Genomic DNA, 15,865 nt, shown 5'->3' with positions numbered 1-15,865 from the left:
GGGGGGTTGGGTTTCTGTCATGGCGCCCCCGCCGCACGTCCGGGGCGCTCACGCGTTGCCACACCTAGGCACAGGCCGCGCACCCTGCATCCCGCCGCGCACCTAGCGTCCTGCCGCGCACATCGCATCCCGCCGCGCACCTTGCATCCCGCCGCGCAACTTACGTCCTGCCGCGCACCTTACGTCCTGCCGCGCAACTTACGTCCTGCCGCGCACCTTGCGTCCTGCCGCGCAGCGAATCGTCGACCGCTTCGTACGCGGCGCGACAAACCATGCGCGGCATGCTGTTCCGGGTGACCGCCTAGCCGGACGGTGCGCTGCGAAACCGACTATTTGCCGATCTGGTCTACGCGGGTGCCGTCGAGCCACGGTTTCAGGTCGGCGAGGAATGGGGTGTCGCCGAGACGTTCGAGGTCGTCCAAGAATGCCGTGGTGGTGCGGGCGGCCGCGGCGGTGGTGCCAGCGGAGATGAATCCGGCTTGCTCGCGGTCGAGGCCGCGGGACAGGGACTTGTCGGTGCCGAAGTAGATGGCGCGCTTGGATTCCGCGATGGCGATCGGGTTTCGGGTGGCCAATCTGGCTGCTGTGGCCTGGGTTTCGGCGAGGAGCTGGTCTTCGGGCACCAGTCGATGCACCAGACCGAGTCGGTAGCCCTCCTGCGCTGACAGCGGTGCGCCTTCGAGGGTTACCTCAATGGCCTTGGCGGCGCCCAAGAGTCGCGACAGGCGCTGGGTTCCGCCGCCACCGGGGATCAGGTTGGCAAGGGTCTCGATCTGGCCGAGCTTGACGTGGTCGGCGTCCGCTGCGTACCGCAGATCGCAGGAGAGCGCGATCTCATGGCCGCCGCCGAGCGCGGGACCGTTGATCGCCGCCAAATACACCACGCCAGAACGGTTCATCCGCAGCGTAGTCTTCTTCCACCGATGCCCCCACACCAGTCCGGCGCCGAGCCCACCGCCGAAGCGTTCCGCCAGTCGCGTCGCGCCCGGCACTCGCATCGCCACATCACCGATCCGGAGAAACGGTGCCGCGTTTCGAGCCGGGATGAACGGATGCGGCAGCTCGACCATGCCGATGAGTGCGCGCGGGTCCGCGTGGGTGAGGAACCGGCCGGGCAGCCCACCGGTGATCACGACCGCGCCCACGGTGTCGTCGGCGTCGACCGCGGCGGTCAGCGTGTCCAGGTCGCGGACGAACTCGGGGGTGGCGAAGTTGAGCGGTGGTGCGACGACCCGTGCCGTCAGCACCCGCCCATCCTGCGCCAGTCGGATGGTCTCCAGTGGGAGGTCGGCGGCGGACATCGGCGGCTCCTTCGATGCGCAGGACAACGGCGGGTGGTCGAGAAGGCTTCGGCGCAAACGCGATTCAGCCGAAGCCGGTTCCTGATTATGGTGTCCACCATAGTAGGTGTGTCAAGAGGTAGCACCCACCCGGCTGCGAGCGCTCCGGGACTATTCGGCGCGGGTGACCGCCGGAATCAGGTCGCGCAGTTCACCGACGACATCGTCGAGCGGTGTGATGTCACGCTGAGCCCGGCACAGCGCGATCGCCCCCTCGAACGCGGCGACGGTGAGGGTGGCGATACTGCGCGCGCGAGACTCGGAAATGCCGTCCCGGACCAGCATTTCGGTGAGCGCACGGGCCCAGCGAGCGAAGATGTCGGCGGCGGCACGCGCGAATTCCGGTGCATCGTCGTTCGTTTCGACCGCGACCGCGAATACCGGGCAGCCCGCACGGAATTCGCTGTCGAGCAACGTGCGCCGCCACATCGTGGCGAACTTGTCGAGTGCGGTCACCGGGTCGTTGTCGACGGTCAACCGCTCGATGAACTCGGACATCATGGTCCCGGCCGCGACGACCGCATCATTGATCAGCTCCGTGCGCCCACCAGGAAAATGGTGATACACCGATCCACGCGGCGCGCCGGTAGTGCTGAGCACCCGATCCACACTCGTCGCGCTGGCACCGTGTACCCGCAACGAATCGACCGCCCCCTCGATCATCCGCCGCCGCGCATCACCCGGACGCGGCCGAACAGAACCGTCACTACGCGCTCGGCGTGTCCCTGCCATACGACCATGTTATGGGATATGCCATAAGCACGACGCAACGCCAGGGCAACTGGCCGTCCTGCGCCTGGCTCGGGTGATCACGAGGGCCGTGTGGGCGGCATTAATGGATCGCCTCGGTGTCGAGCCCCGCCGACGGGTCCACCCTGTCAGCTCGTTGCCAGGGTGGACCGACCGAAGGGGTAGGAACTGCGACTCGCCCAATCAGGTGGTGCGATGCGGCACCCGAGTCGCGTGGAAATCGAGAAAGGCCGAGAGGGTCTCGTCGGGGGCTTCCACTTGGGGGTAGTGGCCGATCTTCGCCAGTTCCACCACGTCGGGGTTCGGAATCAGTTCGCGGTAGCGGCGGGCCATGTGCGCACCGGAGACCGGGTCGAGGAGACCGTCGATGAGACGCAACGGAACCGGAGCGTCGCGCAGTGCCCCGACCCAGCGTTCGCGATACTTGCGACGTTCGGCCATATAACGAATCAGCTTGTGTCCGTTGCGTTTACCGCGCTTGCTGCACCACAGCGTCCAGAACTGATCCAGTTCGTCCCGAGTCGGTTTGGTGTCGGGCCCGAAGACCGACGACAGACTGGTCGTATAGGCCCGCTCGGATGCCAGGAAGCTGGCCAGCGGTCCGAGCGGACTGGCCAGCAGCCGCTGCACCAGCCGAGCCCGGTGCGTCTCCGGGAACAAGCCACCATTGAGCAGGCACACCGACTCGAGCACCAGCGACTCATCACCCGCTGCCCGGCGTTCGGCGTCGCGAGCCAGCAACTCCTGCGCGACAGTGTCGCCGTAGTCGTGGGCGAGGATGTGGAACCGGCCGATCCCCTGCTCCCGCAACAGATCCTCGTGAATATCGGCCTGATCGCCGATCGAGTACCGGTAATTGCTGGGCTTCGCCGACCAACCGAAACCGATCATGTCCGGCGCGAGCACCCGGGCGAACCGCGAGCACAGCCCCGGCCAGAGGCGATGCCAGTCCCAGGACGCGGTCGGGAAACCGTGGATGCAGACCAGCGTGCCGTCGGCCCCACCGCCGTCGTCGCGATAGAAGATCTGGTGGCCGCGGTGGGTGAACCGCCTGCCGTTCGCCCGCCAGGACGCAAACTCCTCCATGCCTACCTCCTTGTCGCCGACAAGCATGGCCCCTCAACCCCTCTGGCACAGGAAATCCGTCGACACCGGACGTGTCATGTACTGCGGGCCGAGTTGCCGTCGGTGCGCTCTGCGAGAATGCCACCGTGCATGTCGCGATCGGCCTAGTGGTTCTTGTTGCTTCTGCGGCAGCGCTCGCGGCGCTGGCCCGCCGGTTCGGGGTGTCCGAGCCGCTCGTGTTGACCCTGGCCGGGGTCGCGGCGTCGTATTTGCCGTTCGTGCCGGAGATTCATCCGGATCCGGAGATCATCCTGCTCGGTCTGCTGCCGCCGCTGTTGTATACGGCGGCGATCCGGACGTCGCTGGTCGACTTCCGCGCCAACCTGAAAACCATCGCGTCGCTCTCGGTGGGCTTGGTGCTGTTCAGTACCTTCGCCGTCGCCTCCGTGGTGTGGTGGCTGCTGCCGGTGCCGTTCGCGGTCGCGGTCGCGCTCGGTGCGGTGGTGGCGCCGCCGGACGCGGTGGCGGCGACGGCGGTGGCCAGGCGGATCGGCATGCCGCGCCAGATCGTCACGATCCTCGAGGACGAGTCGCTGTTCAACGACGCCACCGCGCTGGTGGCGTTGCGTACCGCGATCGCCGCGTCGGCCGGCACCGTGTCGGTGTGGCAGGCGGGCGGCGACTTCCTGCTCGCGGCGGGCGGTGGTGCCGCGGTGGGCGTTGTCGTCGCGTATCTGCTTGCGCTGCTTCGTCGCCGGATCACCGACCCGGTGCTCGATACGACGCTGTCCTTCCTGGCGCCGTTCGCGGCGTACCTGCCCGCCGAAGGGATCGGCGCGTCCGGCGTGATCGCGGTGGTCACCTGCGGCATGATCCTCGGGCACGGCGCGCCGGTGTGGCAGAGCGCGGCGTCGCGGATCGCGGAACGCACCAATTGGCGCACTATCCAGTTCATTCTGGAGAGCTCGGTGTTCGTGATCATCGGGTTGCAGGTGCGCGCGATCCTCGAAGGCGCGTGGAGCAGCGGGCTCGACCATCGGACCGTGGTGGTGGCCGCGATCGGCGTGCTGCTGGTGACGATGCTGGCGCGACCGTTGTGGATCTTCCCGTGGTCGTTGCTGATTCGCCGGCTCGGCCGCCATACCGGCGGCGTGCCGATCGCGCATTCGACGGTGGTGTCGTGGGCGGGCATGCGCGGCGTGGTCACCCTGGCCGCGGTACTGCTGCTGCCCGAAGACACACCGCAGCTGCCGGTGCTGAAACTGCTCGCGCTGGTCGTTGTCGCGGGAACGCTACTGCTGCAAGGCACTTCGTTGCCGTGGCTGGTGAAGATGCTGCACCTGCGCGGACCGAGTCGCGCGGAAAACGCGCTGCAGAAGGCGAATCTGCTCCAACAGGCGACAACCGCGGGCCTCGCCGAGCTCGACAAGTGGATCACCCCGGAAACGCCTCAGTCGGTGGTCGATTCGCTGAACGACCGAGTCACCTGGAAAACCAACGCCGCCTGGGAGCGTCTCGGCCGATCCGAATCCGAGCAGGCCACCCCGACCGCCGAATACCGGCGACTGCGGTTGGCGATGCTGCGCGCGGAACGGGAAACGGTACTGCGCGTACGAGATTCGGGCGGGGCCGACTACGAGATCCTGCAATACGTGCTGGCCCGACTCGACCTCGAGGAATCGATGATCGACCGGTACGACGAGACCGAAGAGGAACGTCTCGAACCGCTCGCCGCCCCCACCGCGGGCGATACGTGTGTGCATCTGGAAGACGCCCCCATGGTCCTCGAGCCCGCCGGCCCCGACGTCTGCGAAGAGTGCATCGCCGAGGGCCTGACCTGGGTACACCTGCGAATGTGCCTCACCTGCAAGCACATCGCCTGCTGCGACTCCTCGGTCGGCAACCACGCGACCAAGCACTACGGCAGCACCCAGCACCCGGTCATGCGCAGCGTCGAACCCGGTGAGGCCTGGCGCTGGTGCTACGTGGACGAACTACTGGGCTGATCCCCCGGCACGCTTCACTTCAGCTATACGCGAGCCCCGGCTTCCTCCAACAGCGCCTTGGCCCTGTCGGCCTCGCTCTTGAGTACCGCTTCGAGGACCATCGCCGGGGCACCGTCGACTACGGCTTGGCGTCCTCGAGACTCAGGCCCGTCAGCTCACGGACGGCCTTGATCACATTGGTCTTCTTCTCACCAGCTTCGGTGAGCATCACATTGAACTCGGTCTGCTCCCCGTACATGACCGACCCCTGCTGTCCTCGTGGCATCCCGTCGGCGCACGGTCTGATCATCATCTCGCCGCGGAGCGGGTTCAGGTTGCGCTTTCGCCGTGACCGAGGCACCGTTATGCAGCGTGCGACTTGCTGAGATCCGTTGAGAACGTGGACATCTCGAGCGACGCCCCGCACTTGACACCGTCGCCGCGCGCGATGCCGCGAGGCGCGCGCGGAATGGCCAACAATATCGAACGCAGCACGACATGACATGCGCGGCGGTCACCGAGCCCGATGCGGTCGATGGACTTTGCGGCTTGCGGCGCTCGGCCGTCGCGTGCCCAGTCAGCGACGGGCTGGTCAGCGAAGCTTCGCGGTCAGCGGCGGGCGTGGGAGTAGATGAGGCGGGCGTATTGGTTGAGGAGTTGATCCAGGGAAGGATCTTCGCCGCCTGCGGCGATCTGCTGGTAGCCGATCAGCATGGCCATGCCGAGGGAGGTGACCACGGCGGTGGTGTCCTCGTCGCCGATGACGCCCTTGATCGCCTTGTGCACTGTGCGCCTGCGGGATTCGTCGACCCGCTTGAGCGCCAGGTTCACCGATTCGTCGTTGCCCGCCCAGGCGCGGATCGCGGCTTCGGCGGCGTGGTGTAGGCCTGCGGCGAGGTCGGACATGGCGCGGATGTCGTCGTCGGGGTTGCCCTGGTTGAATTTCAGCGTGCGCAGGATCAGCACCTGCCGGTTCTCCCAGTGCTCCAGTAAGGCGTCGACGAAGCCCTGCCAGCTGCCGAAGTGGTGATAGAACGAGCCGCTGGTGACCCCGAGCCGACGGCACAGCACGCCGATGTTGAGCCCCTTGAAACCGAGTTCGGCGAGCACCTCCAGAGCCGTGTCGAAGTACTGCTCCTTGGTGACCACACGTGACATGCCGGGCGCCGTTCTGTTCGTTCGGGCAGGGGTGGGAGGACCGAACAGTACCCCATTGTCTCGTCGGCTCGTACGAGGATAGCCAAGCCATTACACCCGCTGTTCCAGCGACCTCTAGTACCTGTTACCCGGCGAAATATGTAGTGCGCGTGTGCAATCGAGACCACGCTCGGCGAGCGAGTGCGCCGGGCTATCTCATAGCGCGCGAGCATCGCAGGGTCGATCGAGCGCGTGCACGTATCCGATCCATCGACTGCCGCGGATGATTCGGCGTGCCAGAACACGTCCACCGCCAGCACGCCGTAACTAATAGACAGGGCACACGCAAGACGACCTGCACACATGCAGGCGCGGCGGGGCGAGACGCGGCGGCGCGGATCGGCGAGGCGACGGGTCAGCGCGGCGGGGCGGCGGGCCGGCGCGGCGGGGTGGCGCGACGGGGCGGCGCGACGGGGTGGCGGGGTGGCGGGGTGGCGGGGTGGCGCAGCAGGCCAGCGGGTCAGCGCGGCAGGCCGGCGCGGCGCAACGGCGCGACGAGGCGGCGGGTCAGCGCAGCGCGGCAGCGCGGCAGCGCGGCAGGACGGCGGTGCGGCAGGACGGCGGTGCGGCAGGACGGCGGTGCGGCAGGACGGCGGTGCGGCAGGACGGCGAAAGCCACGATAGACGCGCCGAATAGCAGAGCGCTCGCTCTGTTATTGTGGTCGCATGCCTCGCCCCCGCACCCACGATCCCGACGTCGTGCTCGATGCCGCGGAGTCGCTGGCCGTGCGATCGGGTCCGGCTGCGGTCACCACGCGGGCGGTCGCGGCGGCGACCGGGGTGTCCAACGGCGCGATCTATCACACGTTCGGTTCTCGGGCGGAGTTGCTCGGGCGCACCTGGTTGCGGGCGGCGCATCGGTTTCTGGCGTTGCAGTCCGCGTTGGTCGACCGCGCGCTGGACGGGCCCGATCGGTGCGACGGCATCGACGCGGTGGTTGCCGCGGCCGAGGCGCCCGCGGTGTTCGCCGAGCAGTTCCCGGTGTCGTCGCGGTTGCTGCTCACCGTCGAGCGTGATGAACTGCTCGGCGAGGTGCCCGAGACCATCGCGACCGAGCTCGCGGATACCGACAAGGTGTTGGTGGAGTTGATGATCCGACTGTCGCGGCACCTCTGGGATCGGGCCGACGGACGCGCGGTCGATGTCCTCAACCTGTGCCTGGTCGACCTGCCCACCGCGATCCTGTTGCGCCGCAAACGGTTCACCAATCCCCTTGCCCGTGAGCAACTTCGCGCGGCAGTCCGGGCCGTGCTCGCGCTCGGTTCGCCACCGTGACAGCAATTCATGTTCAGGAAAATCCACCACCTCTCGACACAAGGAATCTCATGCCGACTCTCAGCTACCACGACAAGATCGCCGTCCTCGACCTCGGCAACGACGAAAATCGTTTCTCGCCGGCCTTTCTCGACGAAGTGAACGCCCACCTCGACACCGTCCTCGCCGACGGCGCGCAGGGCCTGGTCACCACCGCCGGCGGAAAGTTCTTCTCCAACGGACTCGACCTCGACTGGCTCGGCGCCAACGGCGACCGCAGTCAGTGGTACGTCGGCGAGGTGCAGGCTGTGTTCGCGCGCGTGCTCGCGCTGCCCGTCCCCACGGTCGCCGCGCTGCCCGGGCACGCCTTCGGCGCGGGCGCCATGCTCGCCATCGCGCACGACTACCGGGTGATGCGCGCCGATCGCGGCTACTTCTGTTTCCCCGAGGTGGACATCCGCATCCCGTTCACCGAGGGGATGGCCGCGCTCATCCAAGCCAAGCTCTCCCCGAAAACCGCGGTCGCCTCGATGACCACCGGCCGTCGCTTCGGCGGAACCGACGCGCTCGCAGTCGATATCGTCGACGCCACCGCCGCCGAGGGCGCGATCACCGACACCGCGCTCGCCATCCTCGCCCCGCTCGGCGGCAAGGATTCCAGCACCCTCGGCGCCATCAAGAACACCATGTTCGCCGACGCCATCGCCGCGCTCGCGGCGGCCAGGCAGAACGGCTGACCTACTCCGGTGCGGGCTGAACCTCGTCGTCCGACGCCACGGGTGCGGCGGTGATTACATCGATCTGCTCGCCGAGGTAACGGACCACCACCGCAACCACCGCCACCACCGGAACGGCGAGGAACGCACCGACAATCCCGTAGAGCGAGCCGCCCGCGGTGACGGCGAGCAACACCAGCACCGCGTGCAGCTTCATGCTGCGGCTCTGCAGAACCGGTTGCAGCACATTACCTTCCAACTGCTGCACCGCGACGATGATGGCGAGCACGATCAACGCGGTGGTGAACCCATTGCCGACCAACGCGACGAGCACCGCGAGCGCGCCCGCCACGAACGCACCGACCATCGGGACGAAACCACCGATGAACGTGATCACCGCGAGCACCAGCGCCAACGGCACCCCGAGGATCACCAGCCCCGCACCGATGAACACCGCGTCGATCAAACTGACCAGGGCCTGGGTCCGGATGAAACCGCCGAGGGTGCCCCAGATCCGGTTCAGCACCTCCTCGACGTGCCAGGCCACTGCGGCTGCCGAGCACGGCGTGCAGCCACGGCAGCAGTCGCGGGCCGTCCTTGACGAAGAAGAAGCTCAGCACGAGCACCAGGAACAGGGTGATGAGCACCGACGTCGCCGTGGACACTCCACTGAACACACCACCGGCGATCTGCGCGGCGCTCGACTGCAGCCGGGACACGATCGCATCGACCGCGGAGTTGAGTTGCTCGTCGCGGATCCGCAGCGGCGGACCCTGCATCCAGTCGCGCACCTGATTGACACCGGCGGTGGACTTATCGGCGAGGTCGGGCGCCTGGTCCACCACCGACGGCACGATCAGCGCGATGACTCCGGCCAGCGCGCCGATGAACACCACCATCGTGATCGTCGCGGCCAGCGCCGGACGCAAACCATGATTGGTGAGCCACCGCGTCGGCGGCCACAGCACCGTCGCCACAACGATCGCGAGCGCCACCGGCAAGATCACCACCCACAGCTTCGCGAGCAGAAACATCAGCACCCACGAGCCCGCCGCGATCGCGACAATGCACAACGACCATTTAGCGAGCCAGATGATTCCGGACCCGATCACGTCGCCGCGATCCGGCACGGCGTGGCTACCGCCACTCTGGGCCGTCTTGTCGGGGTTGTGCTGAATGTCTGCTTTAGGCCCACTCACGGGCCAAGTCTTGCACGGGGCCAAGCGGGTCCTTGTCTGCCGCGCGGCGCAGGCCTGCGACCGGGTCACACCAGCACCGGCCACCCGAGAGGCCGCTGTCCGCAGCAGCGCCTGCCGGCCTGGGCCCGCACAACGCCGGAAGGTCGAGGGCCGCTCCGGCACTGGCTTGCGACCGATCACACCAGCACCGGTGGCCGACATATCGCGGTCAGCAAGAGCGCCGGCCTATGCTCGCGCAACGCTGGAAGGTCACCGGCCGCTCCGACGCCGCAGCCTAGCATCGGCGACCGAATCCGCAGCGCGAACCTGAGACCGACCACACCAGCACCGACCACTGGGAATATCACGGTCCGCAGGAGCGCTGGCCTAGGCCCGCGGTCCGCAGGAGCGCTGGCCTAGGCCCGCGCAACGCCAGAAAGTCAAGGACCGCTCCGGCCCTGCGGCCTCGCATCGCAACCGAATCCGCAGCGCGAACCTGCGATCGGCGCCGCAGCCGGCCGCGGAGAGACCGCTGTCCGCAGGAGCACCTACCTAGGCTGCGCAACGCCGAGAGGCCAAGGGCCGCTCCGCCACCGTGGCCCAGCATCGCAACCGAATCCGCAGCGCGATCCTGCGACCTAACACACCAGCACCGGCCGCAGGAGATACCGCGGCCCGCAGTAGCGCTTGCCTAGGCCCGCGCAACGCCGGAAGGTCAAGGGCCGCTTCGGCGCTGTGGCTTAGCATCGGCGACCGAAGCCGCCGCACGGGATTCCGATCGGCTGCACCAGCACCGGCCACCGGAAATATCGCGGTCCGCAAGAGCGCCTAGGCCCGCACAGCGCCAGGAGGCTCCGGGGGCGCTCCCGCGCCGCGGCCTGGCGTCCGCGACCGAATCCGCAGCGCAGGCCTGCGATCGGCCGCACCAGCACCGGCCACCGGAGAGACCCGTGTCCGCAGGAGTGCCTGCCTGCCAAGGCCTGCGCCACTCACGGATGTCAAGAGCCGCTCCGCCATCGTGGCCTACGCGACGGAATCCCGCGGCGCAGGCCTGCGGTCGGCCGCGACATCGAGTAGGCATCCGACCACTGACCGGGATCTGACACGATGATCGCGCGTAGCGTCCCGGTAGGTTCGAAGGAACTTCTGAAGGAGGGCTCACCTTGACCGCCGCAGCCACGCTGGAACGCAAGGGGCACATCGCCGTCATCACCCTGAATCGCCCCGAGGCGATGAATGCGGTGAATGCCGAACTGTCGGGTGCGGTGGGTGCCGCGCTGGCCGAACTCGCCACCGATCCGGAGCTGCGGGTCGGGGTGATCACCGGGGCCGGGCGCGCATTCTGTGCCGGGGCCGACCTCAAAGAGTTGGCGCGCGGCAACGTGATTCACGATGTGGCGCATCCGGAGTACGGATTCGCCGGGCTGGTACAACATTTCGTCGACAAGCCGCTCATCGCGGCGGTCAATGGGTTCGCCCTCGGCGGCGGCACCGAGATCGTGCTGGCCAGCGATCTCGCGGTGATGAGCGAAGACGCCTCGCTCGGCTTGCCCGAGGTGACGCGCGGATTGATCGCCGCCGCAGGCGGATTACTGCGCCTGCCGCGCGCGGTACCGCCGAAGATCGCGCTCGAGATGGCGCTGACCGGCACCCCGATCGATGCCGCGAGCGCGGCACACTGGGGACTGGTCAACCGCGTGGTGCCCGCCGACCAGGTGCTCACCGCCGCACTCGAACTGGCCGAGAAGATCGCCGCAAACGCGCCCATGGCAGTACGCGCCTCCAAACGAATCATGCACCGCGTCAACGACTTCGGCTCCGACTGGGATACCCCGATCTGGCAGATGAGCCTCGAGGAAGCAGGCCCGGTATTCATCAGCAAGGACGCCCTCGAAGGCCCCCGCGCCTTCGCCGAAAAGCGCCCCCCAAAATGGACCGGCGAGTAGGCCCCGCGTAATTAACGTAATCCGCACCCTCACTCGGGATCAGCACCCACTCTAGGGCCCTATTTCGAGTGCCGATCCCGAGTCACAGTGCGGATTTCGGTAAGGTGTACGGCGAGGCCGACAGATCCGGCGCATCAACGCTATACGGCGATGTCATACCGCCGACAACCCAAACGTCCTGGCCAAATCCGCACCCTCACTCGGGATCAGCACTGACTCTAGGGCCCTATTCCGAGTGCCGATCCCGAGTCACAGTGCGGATTTCAGTAGGGTGCACGGGCGAGGCCGACAGGCCCGCAGCGTCAACGCTATGCGGCGATGTCATACCGCCGACAACCCCGACGTCCTGGCCAAATCCGCACCCTCACTCGGGATCAGCACTGACTTTAGTGCCCTATTCCGAGTGCGGATCCCGAGTGTGGGTGCGGATTTCGGTGGGTGCGACCGGGGTGGGATCACGTTCAAGATCATGGGAAACTGATGTTGGCGTCGGTCGAGAGGCCAACAGCACCAGTTCCCCATGATCTTGAACGTGATCCATCGTTCGCAGCACATCGGGGCGAGTGCTCGGTTTATACCGTCGGCGGTACCGGCTAGTTCGATAGGTCCGCTGGCTCAAGGGTTTTCGGGGGCGGTGAGGTGGGTGTCGAAGAAGGTGAGGATGCGTTGCCAGGCGTCTCGGGAGGCGTCCTCGTTGTAGCCGAGGCCGGTGACGCGCAGCAGGGGGTCGACCGGGGTGACGTTGGCGAAGGCGTGGGTGACCTTCGGGTAGACCTTGATGTCGTGGTCTACGCCGAGTTCGGTCAGTGCCTCGTCCAGTTTGCGTGGCGCGCCGATCAGGATCGGGTCGCGTTGGGCGTAGCTGGCGACCACCGGGCAGGCGCCGTCGAGCATGGCGCGATAGTCGCCGTACAGCGACGGATAGAACGGTGCGGACGCGTCGAAACCCTTCGGCGCGACCAGCAGTGCGAAGCCACCGCCCATACAGAACCCGACGACGGCGGTGCGGCCGGTGCAGTCGGGTTCGGCGACCAGCCGGTCCCGCGCCGCCATGACATCGCGCACCGGCGGGCCGTCACCGGTGAACGCCAGGGCCCGGAAGATCGTCCGAATGCAGCGCACCCGGCCGCGCGAGAACAGGTTCGGCGCGATCGTCAGATACCCGTAGTCGGCCAGCATTCGCACGGTCCGCCGCAAGTCCTCGCTGAACCCCACCCCGTCGTGGATCACCACGACCCCTGGCCACGGCCCGTCCCCGGACGGCCGCGCCAATACCGCCTCGAGCCGTCCATCGGGTGCGGTGAGCTCAATCGTCTCCATGCCCACCGAATCTAGGTCAGTGTCTCAGACATGTACAGCTCGCTATCGGGGTGCGAGCGCGCCAAGCATGCTGCGGGCGAATCGTTTGTAGCGGTCGATGGTGAACTGCTCGGGGTCGGTGAGGATCTGGTGCCCCGCCCGCTCGCACGCGGCGATCAGGGACATGGCCAGCAGTTCCAGATCTATGTCGGCGAGGCCGGCGCGGCGATCGCTGCCCCATTCGAGCAAGGCGCGCAGCTGATCGAGGGCGAATTGCATGGCGGCCTCGGATCGTTCGCGGACCTGACTCGCGTCGACGGCGGGCAGCAGCCGCCGCCGCGATGAATCCGGGTTCGCGAGAACCACGGTGAGCAGGTTCGTCATCGCGGCGACGAGGACGTCGTCGAACTCGGCGTCGTCGGCGAAGGTGGGCATCGCCTCGGCCAGCGGCGCCAGTGCTCGCTCCCCTTCCCGGTCGAACAGCGCGATCAGCAACGGTTCCACGCCTGGATAGGCGGAATAACATGCGGCTTGGCCAGCTCCGCCTCACGCGCGACGGCCTCCATCGTGATCGCCGCGTAGCCGTGCTGGGTCACCAGCCGCAATGCGGCGTCGAGTACCTGCTCACGACGCACCGCCAGCCGCATGCGCGGCTGGCGGTGGCGTTCACGGGCTGCCCGCACCTTAGTCGCCGGTCCTGTTTCGGCCCGGAAGGCGGAGGCGCTTGAGCGACAACGCGTTCAACGCGACGATGATGCTGGAACCCGACATCGACATGGCGGCGATCTCCGGGCGCAGCGTGAAACCGAAGGCGGGCACGAAAACGCCCGCGGCGATCGGCAAGGCGATGGTGTTGTAGCCGACCGCCCAGGCCAGGTTCTGATGCATCTTGCGCAGGGTGCCACGGCCGATGCGCAGTGCGGTGGGGACGTCGAGTGGGTCCGAGCGCATCAACACCAGGTCGGCGGTTTCGATGGCGACATCGGTGCCCGCGCCGATCGCGATGCCCAGATCCGCGCCCGCCAGCGCCGGCGCATCGTTCACGCCGTCGCCGACCATCGCGACCTTGCGGCCATCACGTTGCAGCTCAGCGATTTTCGCGGCCTTGTCGCCGGGCAGGACCTCCGCGATGACGGTATCGATCCCGAGATCGGCGGCAATGCGTTCGGCGGTAGCGTGATTGTCACCGGTCAACATCACCACTTCGATACCGAGGTCGTGCAGCTCGGCGACCGCGGCGGCGGAGGTTTCGCGTGGTGCGTCGGCGAGTGCGATCACCGCGACAGCAGTGCCATCGATCGCGGCGAGCACAGCGGTGTGACCGGAGTCGGCCAGTCGATCACGGTGCGCGGCAAGCGATCCGAGGTCGATGCGTTCACGTTCGAACAACCGCCGGTTGCCGACAACGACACGATGCCCCTCGACCTCAGCGATAGCGCCGTACCCGGGGACGTTCTCGAACTTGTCGGCAGACAAGGACGCTACGGTTCCGGCGCTCAGGCCTTTCCCGGACTCGTCGGCAGACAGAATCGTGCCGCCGCTGCCGAGGTGCGAGCCATCGACGGCGGGCCGGCTGGGAAGATGGACAGCGTGGGCGGGGTCGTGCGCGGATTCGCTAGCGGACTCCGTTGCAGCGCGACCACTTCCGTCGTGATCGCCATTGTGGTCGGAATCGATTGGAGCCGACTGTCCGGGCGCGCCTTCGGAACTGTTCGCCGACCAACCTGCGCTGCTGCTGTTTTCGGCATTCCGATCGTCAACTATGCGATCGCCTGGAACGACGGCGTGGCCGGAGTAAGGCGCGGATCTTGTTGCGTGGCCGCCTTTCTCAACGCCGTCAACGAGCGCCCGGTCGTCGCGGGCAGTGGTGGCGACATCGCCGGAGATCGCGCCGCTATCGCCGACCTTGGCAGTGACGGCGTCGCCGGGAAGAGACGCGACTCGCGGTGCAGGGCTGAGGGTTTCGGTGTGTCGGACGATCGCGGCGGCCAGCGGGTGTTCGGATTCGCGTTCGACGGCGGCGACCAGGCGGAGCACCTCGTCGGGCGAAAACCCTTCGGCGGTAACCACATCGGTGACTTCCGGTTCGCCCTTGGTGAGGGTGCCGGTCTTGTCCATGACCACCGTTTGGATGCGGGCCGCGGATTCCAGGGCGAGCGCATTCTTGAACAGCACACCGCGTTTCGCGCCGAGGCCGGTGCCGACCATGATCGCGGTCGGGGTGGCGAGGCCGAGGGCGTCGGGGCAGGTGATCACCACGACGGTGATCGCGAACAGCATCGCCTTGGCGAAGGAGGCGCCGACGAGCAGCCACACCGTGAATGTCAGCGCGCCGCCGACCAGTGCGACCAGCACCAACCAGAAGGCCGCGCGGTCGGCCAGCTGCTGGCCCGGCGCCTTCGAATTCTGGGCCTGCTGAACCAATTCCACGATCTGCGCCAGCGCGGTATCCGCGCCGACCTTGGTCGCGCGGACCCGCAGCGTGCCGTTGGTGTTCAACGACGCGCCGATGACCGTCGAGCCCGGTTCCTTGTGCACCGGCATGCTCTCGCCGGTCACCATCGACTCGTCGACCTCGCTGTCGCCCTCCTCGACCACACCGTCGACGGCGATCTTCGCACCCGGTCGCACCAGCAACAGGTCACCGACCACCACCTCGGCGGTGGGCACCTCGACCGGCACACCGTCGCGGATCACCTCCGCCTTCGGCGGCGCCAGATCCAGCAGCGCGCGGATCGCATCGTTGGCCCCGCCGCGAGCCCGCATCTCGAACCAATGACCAAGCAGCACAAAGGTTGCCAGCATCGTCGAGGCCTCATAGAACACCTCGCCGCCGCCGGTCAGCGTGATCGCCAGCGAATACAGCCAGCCCGCCCCGATCCCCACCGCGACCAGCACCATCATGTCCAACGTGCGCGCCCGCAACGCCGCCACCGCGCCGGTGAAGAAGATCGCCGACGAATAGAAGATCACCGGCAAACTCAGCACCAGCGCCCAAATGTCCTGCCGCATCCCGAACGGCACCGGCAAATGCAGCCCGAACATGTCGGTAGCCATCGGCGACCACAACATCACCAACACCGCGAAAACAGCCGCCACCACAAACCGATTCCGCATATCAGCAGCCATGTCCGC

13 protein-coding genes and 2 pseudogenes are annotated in these 15,865 nt (G+C 67.3%); 4 read left to right on the top strand and 11 right to left on the bottom strand.

Annotation, left to right across the window (positions count from 1 at the left end; genetic code table 11):
* Positions 1-329: 329 nt before the first annotated feature.
* From ACFWF1_RS11940 to ACFWF1_RS11930, 3 genes are all read right to left on the bottom strand, one after another.
* Positions 330-1,301, bottom strand: coding sequence for an enoyl-CoA hydratase/isomerase family protein (locus tag ACFWF1_RS11940; RefSeq protein WP_379292200.1), 972 nt, complete (start codon positions 1,299-1,301; stop codon positions 330-332).
* Positions 1,302-1,451: 150 nt separating this feature from the next.
* Positions 1,452-2,072 (bottom strand): TetR/AcrR family transcriptional regulator, encoded by a 621-nt coding sequence (locus ACFWF1_RS11935; protein WP_379292199.1) that lies wholly within the window; start codon positions 2,070-2,072, stop codon positions 1,452-1,454.
* A 201-nt stretch (positions 2,073-2,273) separates the two neighbouring features.
* Positions 2,274-3,176 carry an alpha/beta fold hydrolase gene (locus tag ACFWF1_RS11930; protein WP_379292198.1) on the bottom strand — a complete coding sequence of 301 codons (903 nt, stop codon included), beginning with the start codon at positions 3,174-3,176 and terminating at the stop codon, positions 2,274-2,276.
* 125 nt (positions 3,177-3,301) lie between these two features.
* On the opposite strand from ACFWF1_RS11930, the gene ACFWF1_RS11925 reads away from it, so the two are divergent.
* Positions 3,302-5,161 (top strand): Na+/H+ antiporter, encoded by a 1,860-nt coding sequence (locus tag ACFWF1_RS11925; RefSeq protein ID WP_379292197.1) that lies wholly within the window; start codon positions 3,302-3,304, stop codon positions 5,159-5,161.
* A gap of 23 nt (positions 5,162-5,184) precedes the next feature.
* Here the strand turns inward: ACFWF1_RS11925 and ACFWF1_RS11920 are convergent.
* From ACFWF1_RS11920 to ACFWF1_RS11910, 3 genes and pseudogenes are all read right to left on the bottom strand, one after another.
* Positions 5,185-5,390: pseudogene (locus ACFWF1_RS11920) on the bottom strand (ribosomal protein bL12); the annotation flags it as partial.
* Between the two features lie 359 nt (positions 5,391-5,749).
* Positions 5,750-6,298, bottom strand: a complete 549-nt coding sequence (locus ACFWF1_RS11915) for a TetR/AcrR family transcriptional regulator (RefSeq protein ID WP_379292196.1) — start codon at positions 6,296-6,298, stop codon at positions 5,750-5,752.
* 499 nt (positions 6,299-6,797) lie between these two features.
* Positions 6,798-6,956, bottom strand: a complete 159-nt coding sequence (locus ACFWF1_RS11910; RefSeq protein ID WP_379281776.1) for a hypothetical protein — start codon at positions 6,954-6,956, stop codon at positions 6,798-6,800.
* 47 nt (positions 6,957-7,003) lie between these two features.
* Between ACFWF1_RS11910 and ACFWF1_RS11905 the strand changes: the two genes are divergently transcribed.
* Both ACFWF1_RS11905 and ACFWF1_RS11900 read left to right on the top strand, forming a co-directional pair.
* Positions 7,004-7,612: a TetR family transcriptional regulator gene (locus ACFWF1_RS11905; RefSeq protein WP_379281775.1), complete on the top strand. Its 609-nt coding sequence runs from the start codon at positions 7,004-7,006 to the stop codon at positions 7,610-7,612.
* 50 nt (positions 7,613-7,662) lie between these two features.
* Entirely contained in the window at positions 7,663-8,328 is a 666-nt protein-coding gene (locus tag ACFWF1_RS11900) for an enoyl-CoA hydratase-related protein (protein ID WP_379281774.1), read from the top strand.
* A 1-nt stretch (position 8,329) separates the two neighbouring features.
* Here the strand turns inward: ACFWF1_RS11900 and ACFWF1_RS11895 are convergent.
* A pseudogene (locus tag ACFWF1_RS11895) lies at positions 8,330-9,506 on the bottom strand (AI-2E family transporter).
* A 1,142-nt stretch (positions 9,507-10,648) separates the two neighbouring features.
* On the opposite strand from ACFWF1_RS11895, the gene ACFWF1_RS11890 reads away from it, so the two are divergent.
* Positions 10,649-11,431 (top strand): crotonase/enoyl-CoA hydratase family protein, encoded by a 783-nt coding sequence (locus tag ACFWF1_RS11890; RefSeq protein WP_379281773.1) that lies wholly within the window; start codon positions 10,649-10,651, stop codon positions 11,429-11,431.
* 615 nt (positions 11,432-12,046) lie between these two features.
* On the opposite strand, the gene ACFWF1_RS11885 is transcribed toward ACFWF1_RS11890, so the two are convergent.
* Genes ACFWF1_RS11885 through ACFWF1_RS11870 form a run of 4 tightly spaced genes read right to left on the bottom strand, consistent with a single transcriptional unit; the run spans position 12,047 to position 15,847 of the window.
* On the bottom strand, positions 12,047-12,751 hold the full coding sequence (locus ACFWF1_RS11885) for a dienelactone hydrolase family protein (RefSeq protein WP_379281772.1): 705 nt from the start codon (positions 12,749-12,751) through the stop codon (positions 12,047-12,049).
* A 42-nt stretch (positions 12,752-12,793) separates the two neighbouring features.
* Positions 12,794-13,234 (bottom strand): hypothetical protein, encoded by a 441-nt coding sequence (locus ACFWF1_RS11880; protein WP_379281771.1) that lies wholly within the window; start codon positions 13,232-13,234, stop codon positions 12,794-12,796.
* Entirely contained in the window at positions 13,219-13,413 is a 195-nt protein-coding gene (locus ACFWF1_RS11875; protein ID WP_379281770.1) for a helix-turn-helix domain-containing protein, read from the bottom strand. Before ACFWF1_RS11875 ends, ACFWF1_RS11880 begins: the two co-directional genes overlap by 16 nt.
* Before the next feature lies 1 nt (position 13,414).
* Positions 13,415-15,847 carry a heavy metal translocating P-type ATPase gene (locus ACFWF1_RS11870; protein WP_379281795.1) on the bottom strand — a complete coding sequence of 811 codons (2,433 nt, stop codon included), beginning with the start codon at positions 15,845-15,847 and terminating at the stop codon, positions 13,415-13,417.
* Positions 15,848-15,865: the final 18 nt, after the last annotated feature.

The organism is Nocardia sp. NPDC060255 (assembly GCF_042727395.1).
GTDB lineage: Bacteria > Actinomycetota > Actinomycetes > Mycobacteriales > Mycobacteriaceae > Nocardia.
This window is presented reverse-complemented; position numbering and strand designations above follow the sequence as displayed.

What these genes read in the sequence shown, in the direction of transcription:
- ACFWF1_RS11870 (WP_379281795.1), bottom strand. Translation starts at nt 15,847, where the DNA reads ATGCGGAATCGGTTTGTGGTGGCGGCTGTTTTCGCGGTGTTGGTGATG.
- ACFWF1_RS11915 (WP_379292196.1), bottom strand. Translation starts at nt 6,298, where the DNA reads ATGTCACGTGTGGTCACCAAGGAGCAGTACTTCGACACGGCTCTGGAG.
- ACFWF1_RS11900 (WP_379281774.1), top strand. Translation starts at nt 7,663, where the DNA reads ATGCCGACTCTCAGCTACCACGACAAGATCGCCGTCCTCGACCTCGGC.
- ACFWF1_RS11940 (WP_379292200.1), bottom strand. Translation starts at nt 1,301, where the DNA reads ATGTCCGCCGCCGACCTCCCACTGGAGACCATCCGACTGGCGCAGGAT.
- ACFWF1_RS11905 (WP_379281775.1), top strand. Translation starts at nt 7,004, where the DNA reads ATGCCTCGCCCCCGCACCCACGATCCCGACGTCGTGCTCGATGCCGCG.
- ACFWF1_RS11930 (WP_379292198.1), bottom strand. Translation starts at nt 3,176, where the DNA reads ATGGAGGAGTTTGCGTCCTGGCGGGCGAACGGCAGGCGGTTCACCCAC.
- ACFWF1_RS11885 (WP_379281772.1), bottom strand. Translation starts at nt 12,751, where the DNA reads ATGGAGACGATTGAGCTCACCGCACCCGATGGACGGCTCGAGGCGGTA.
- ACFWF1_RS11935 (WP_379292199.1), bottom strand. Translation starts at nt 2,072, where the DNA reads ATGGCAGGGACACGCCGAGCGCGTAGTGACGGTTCTGTTCGGCCGCGT.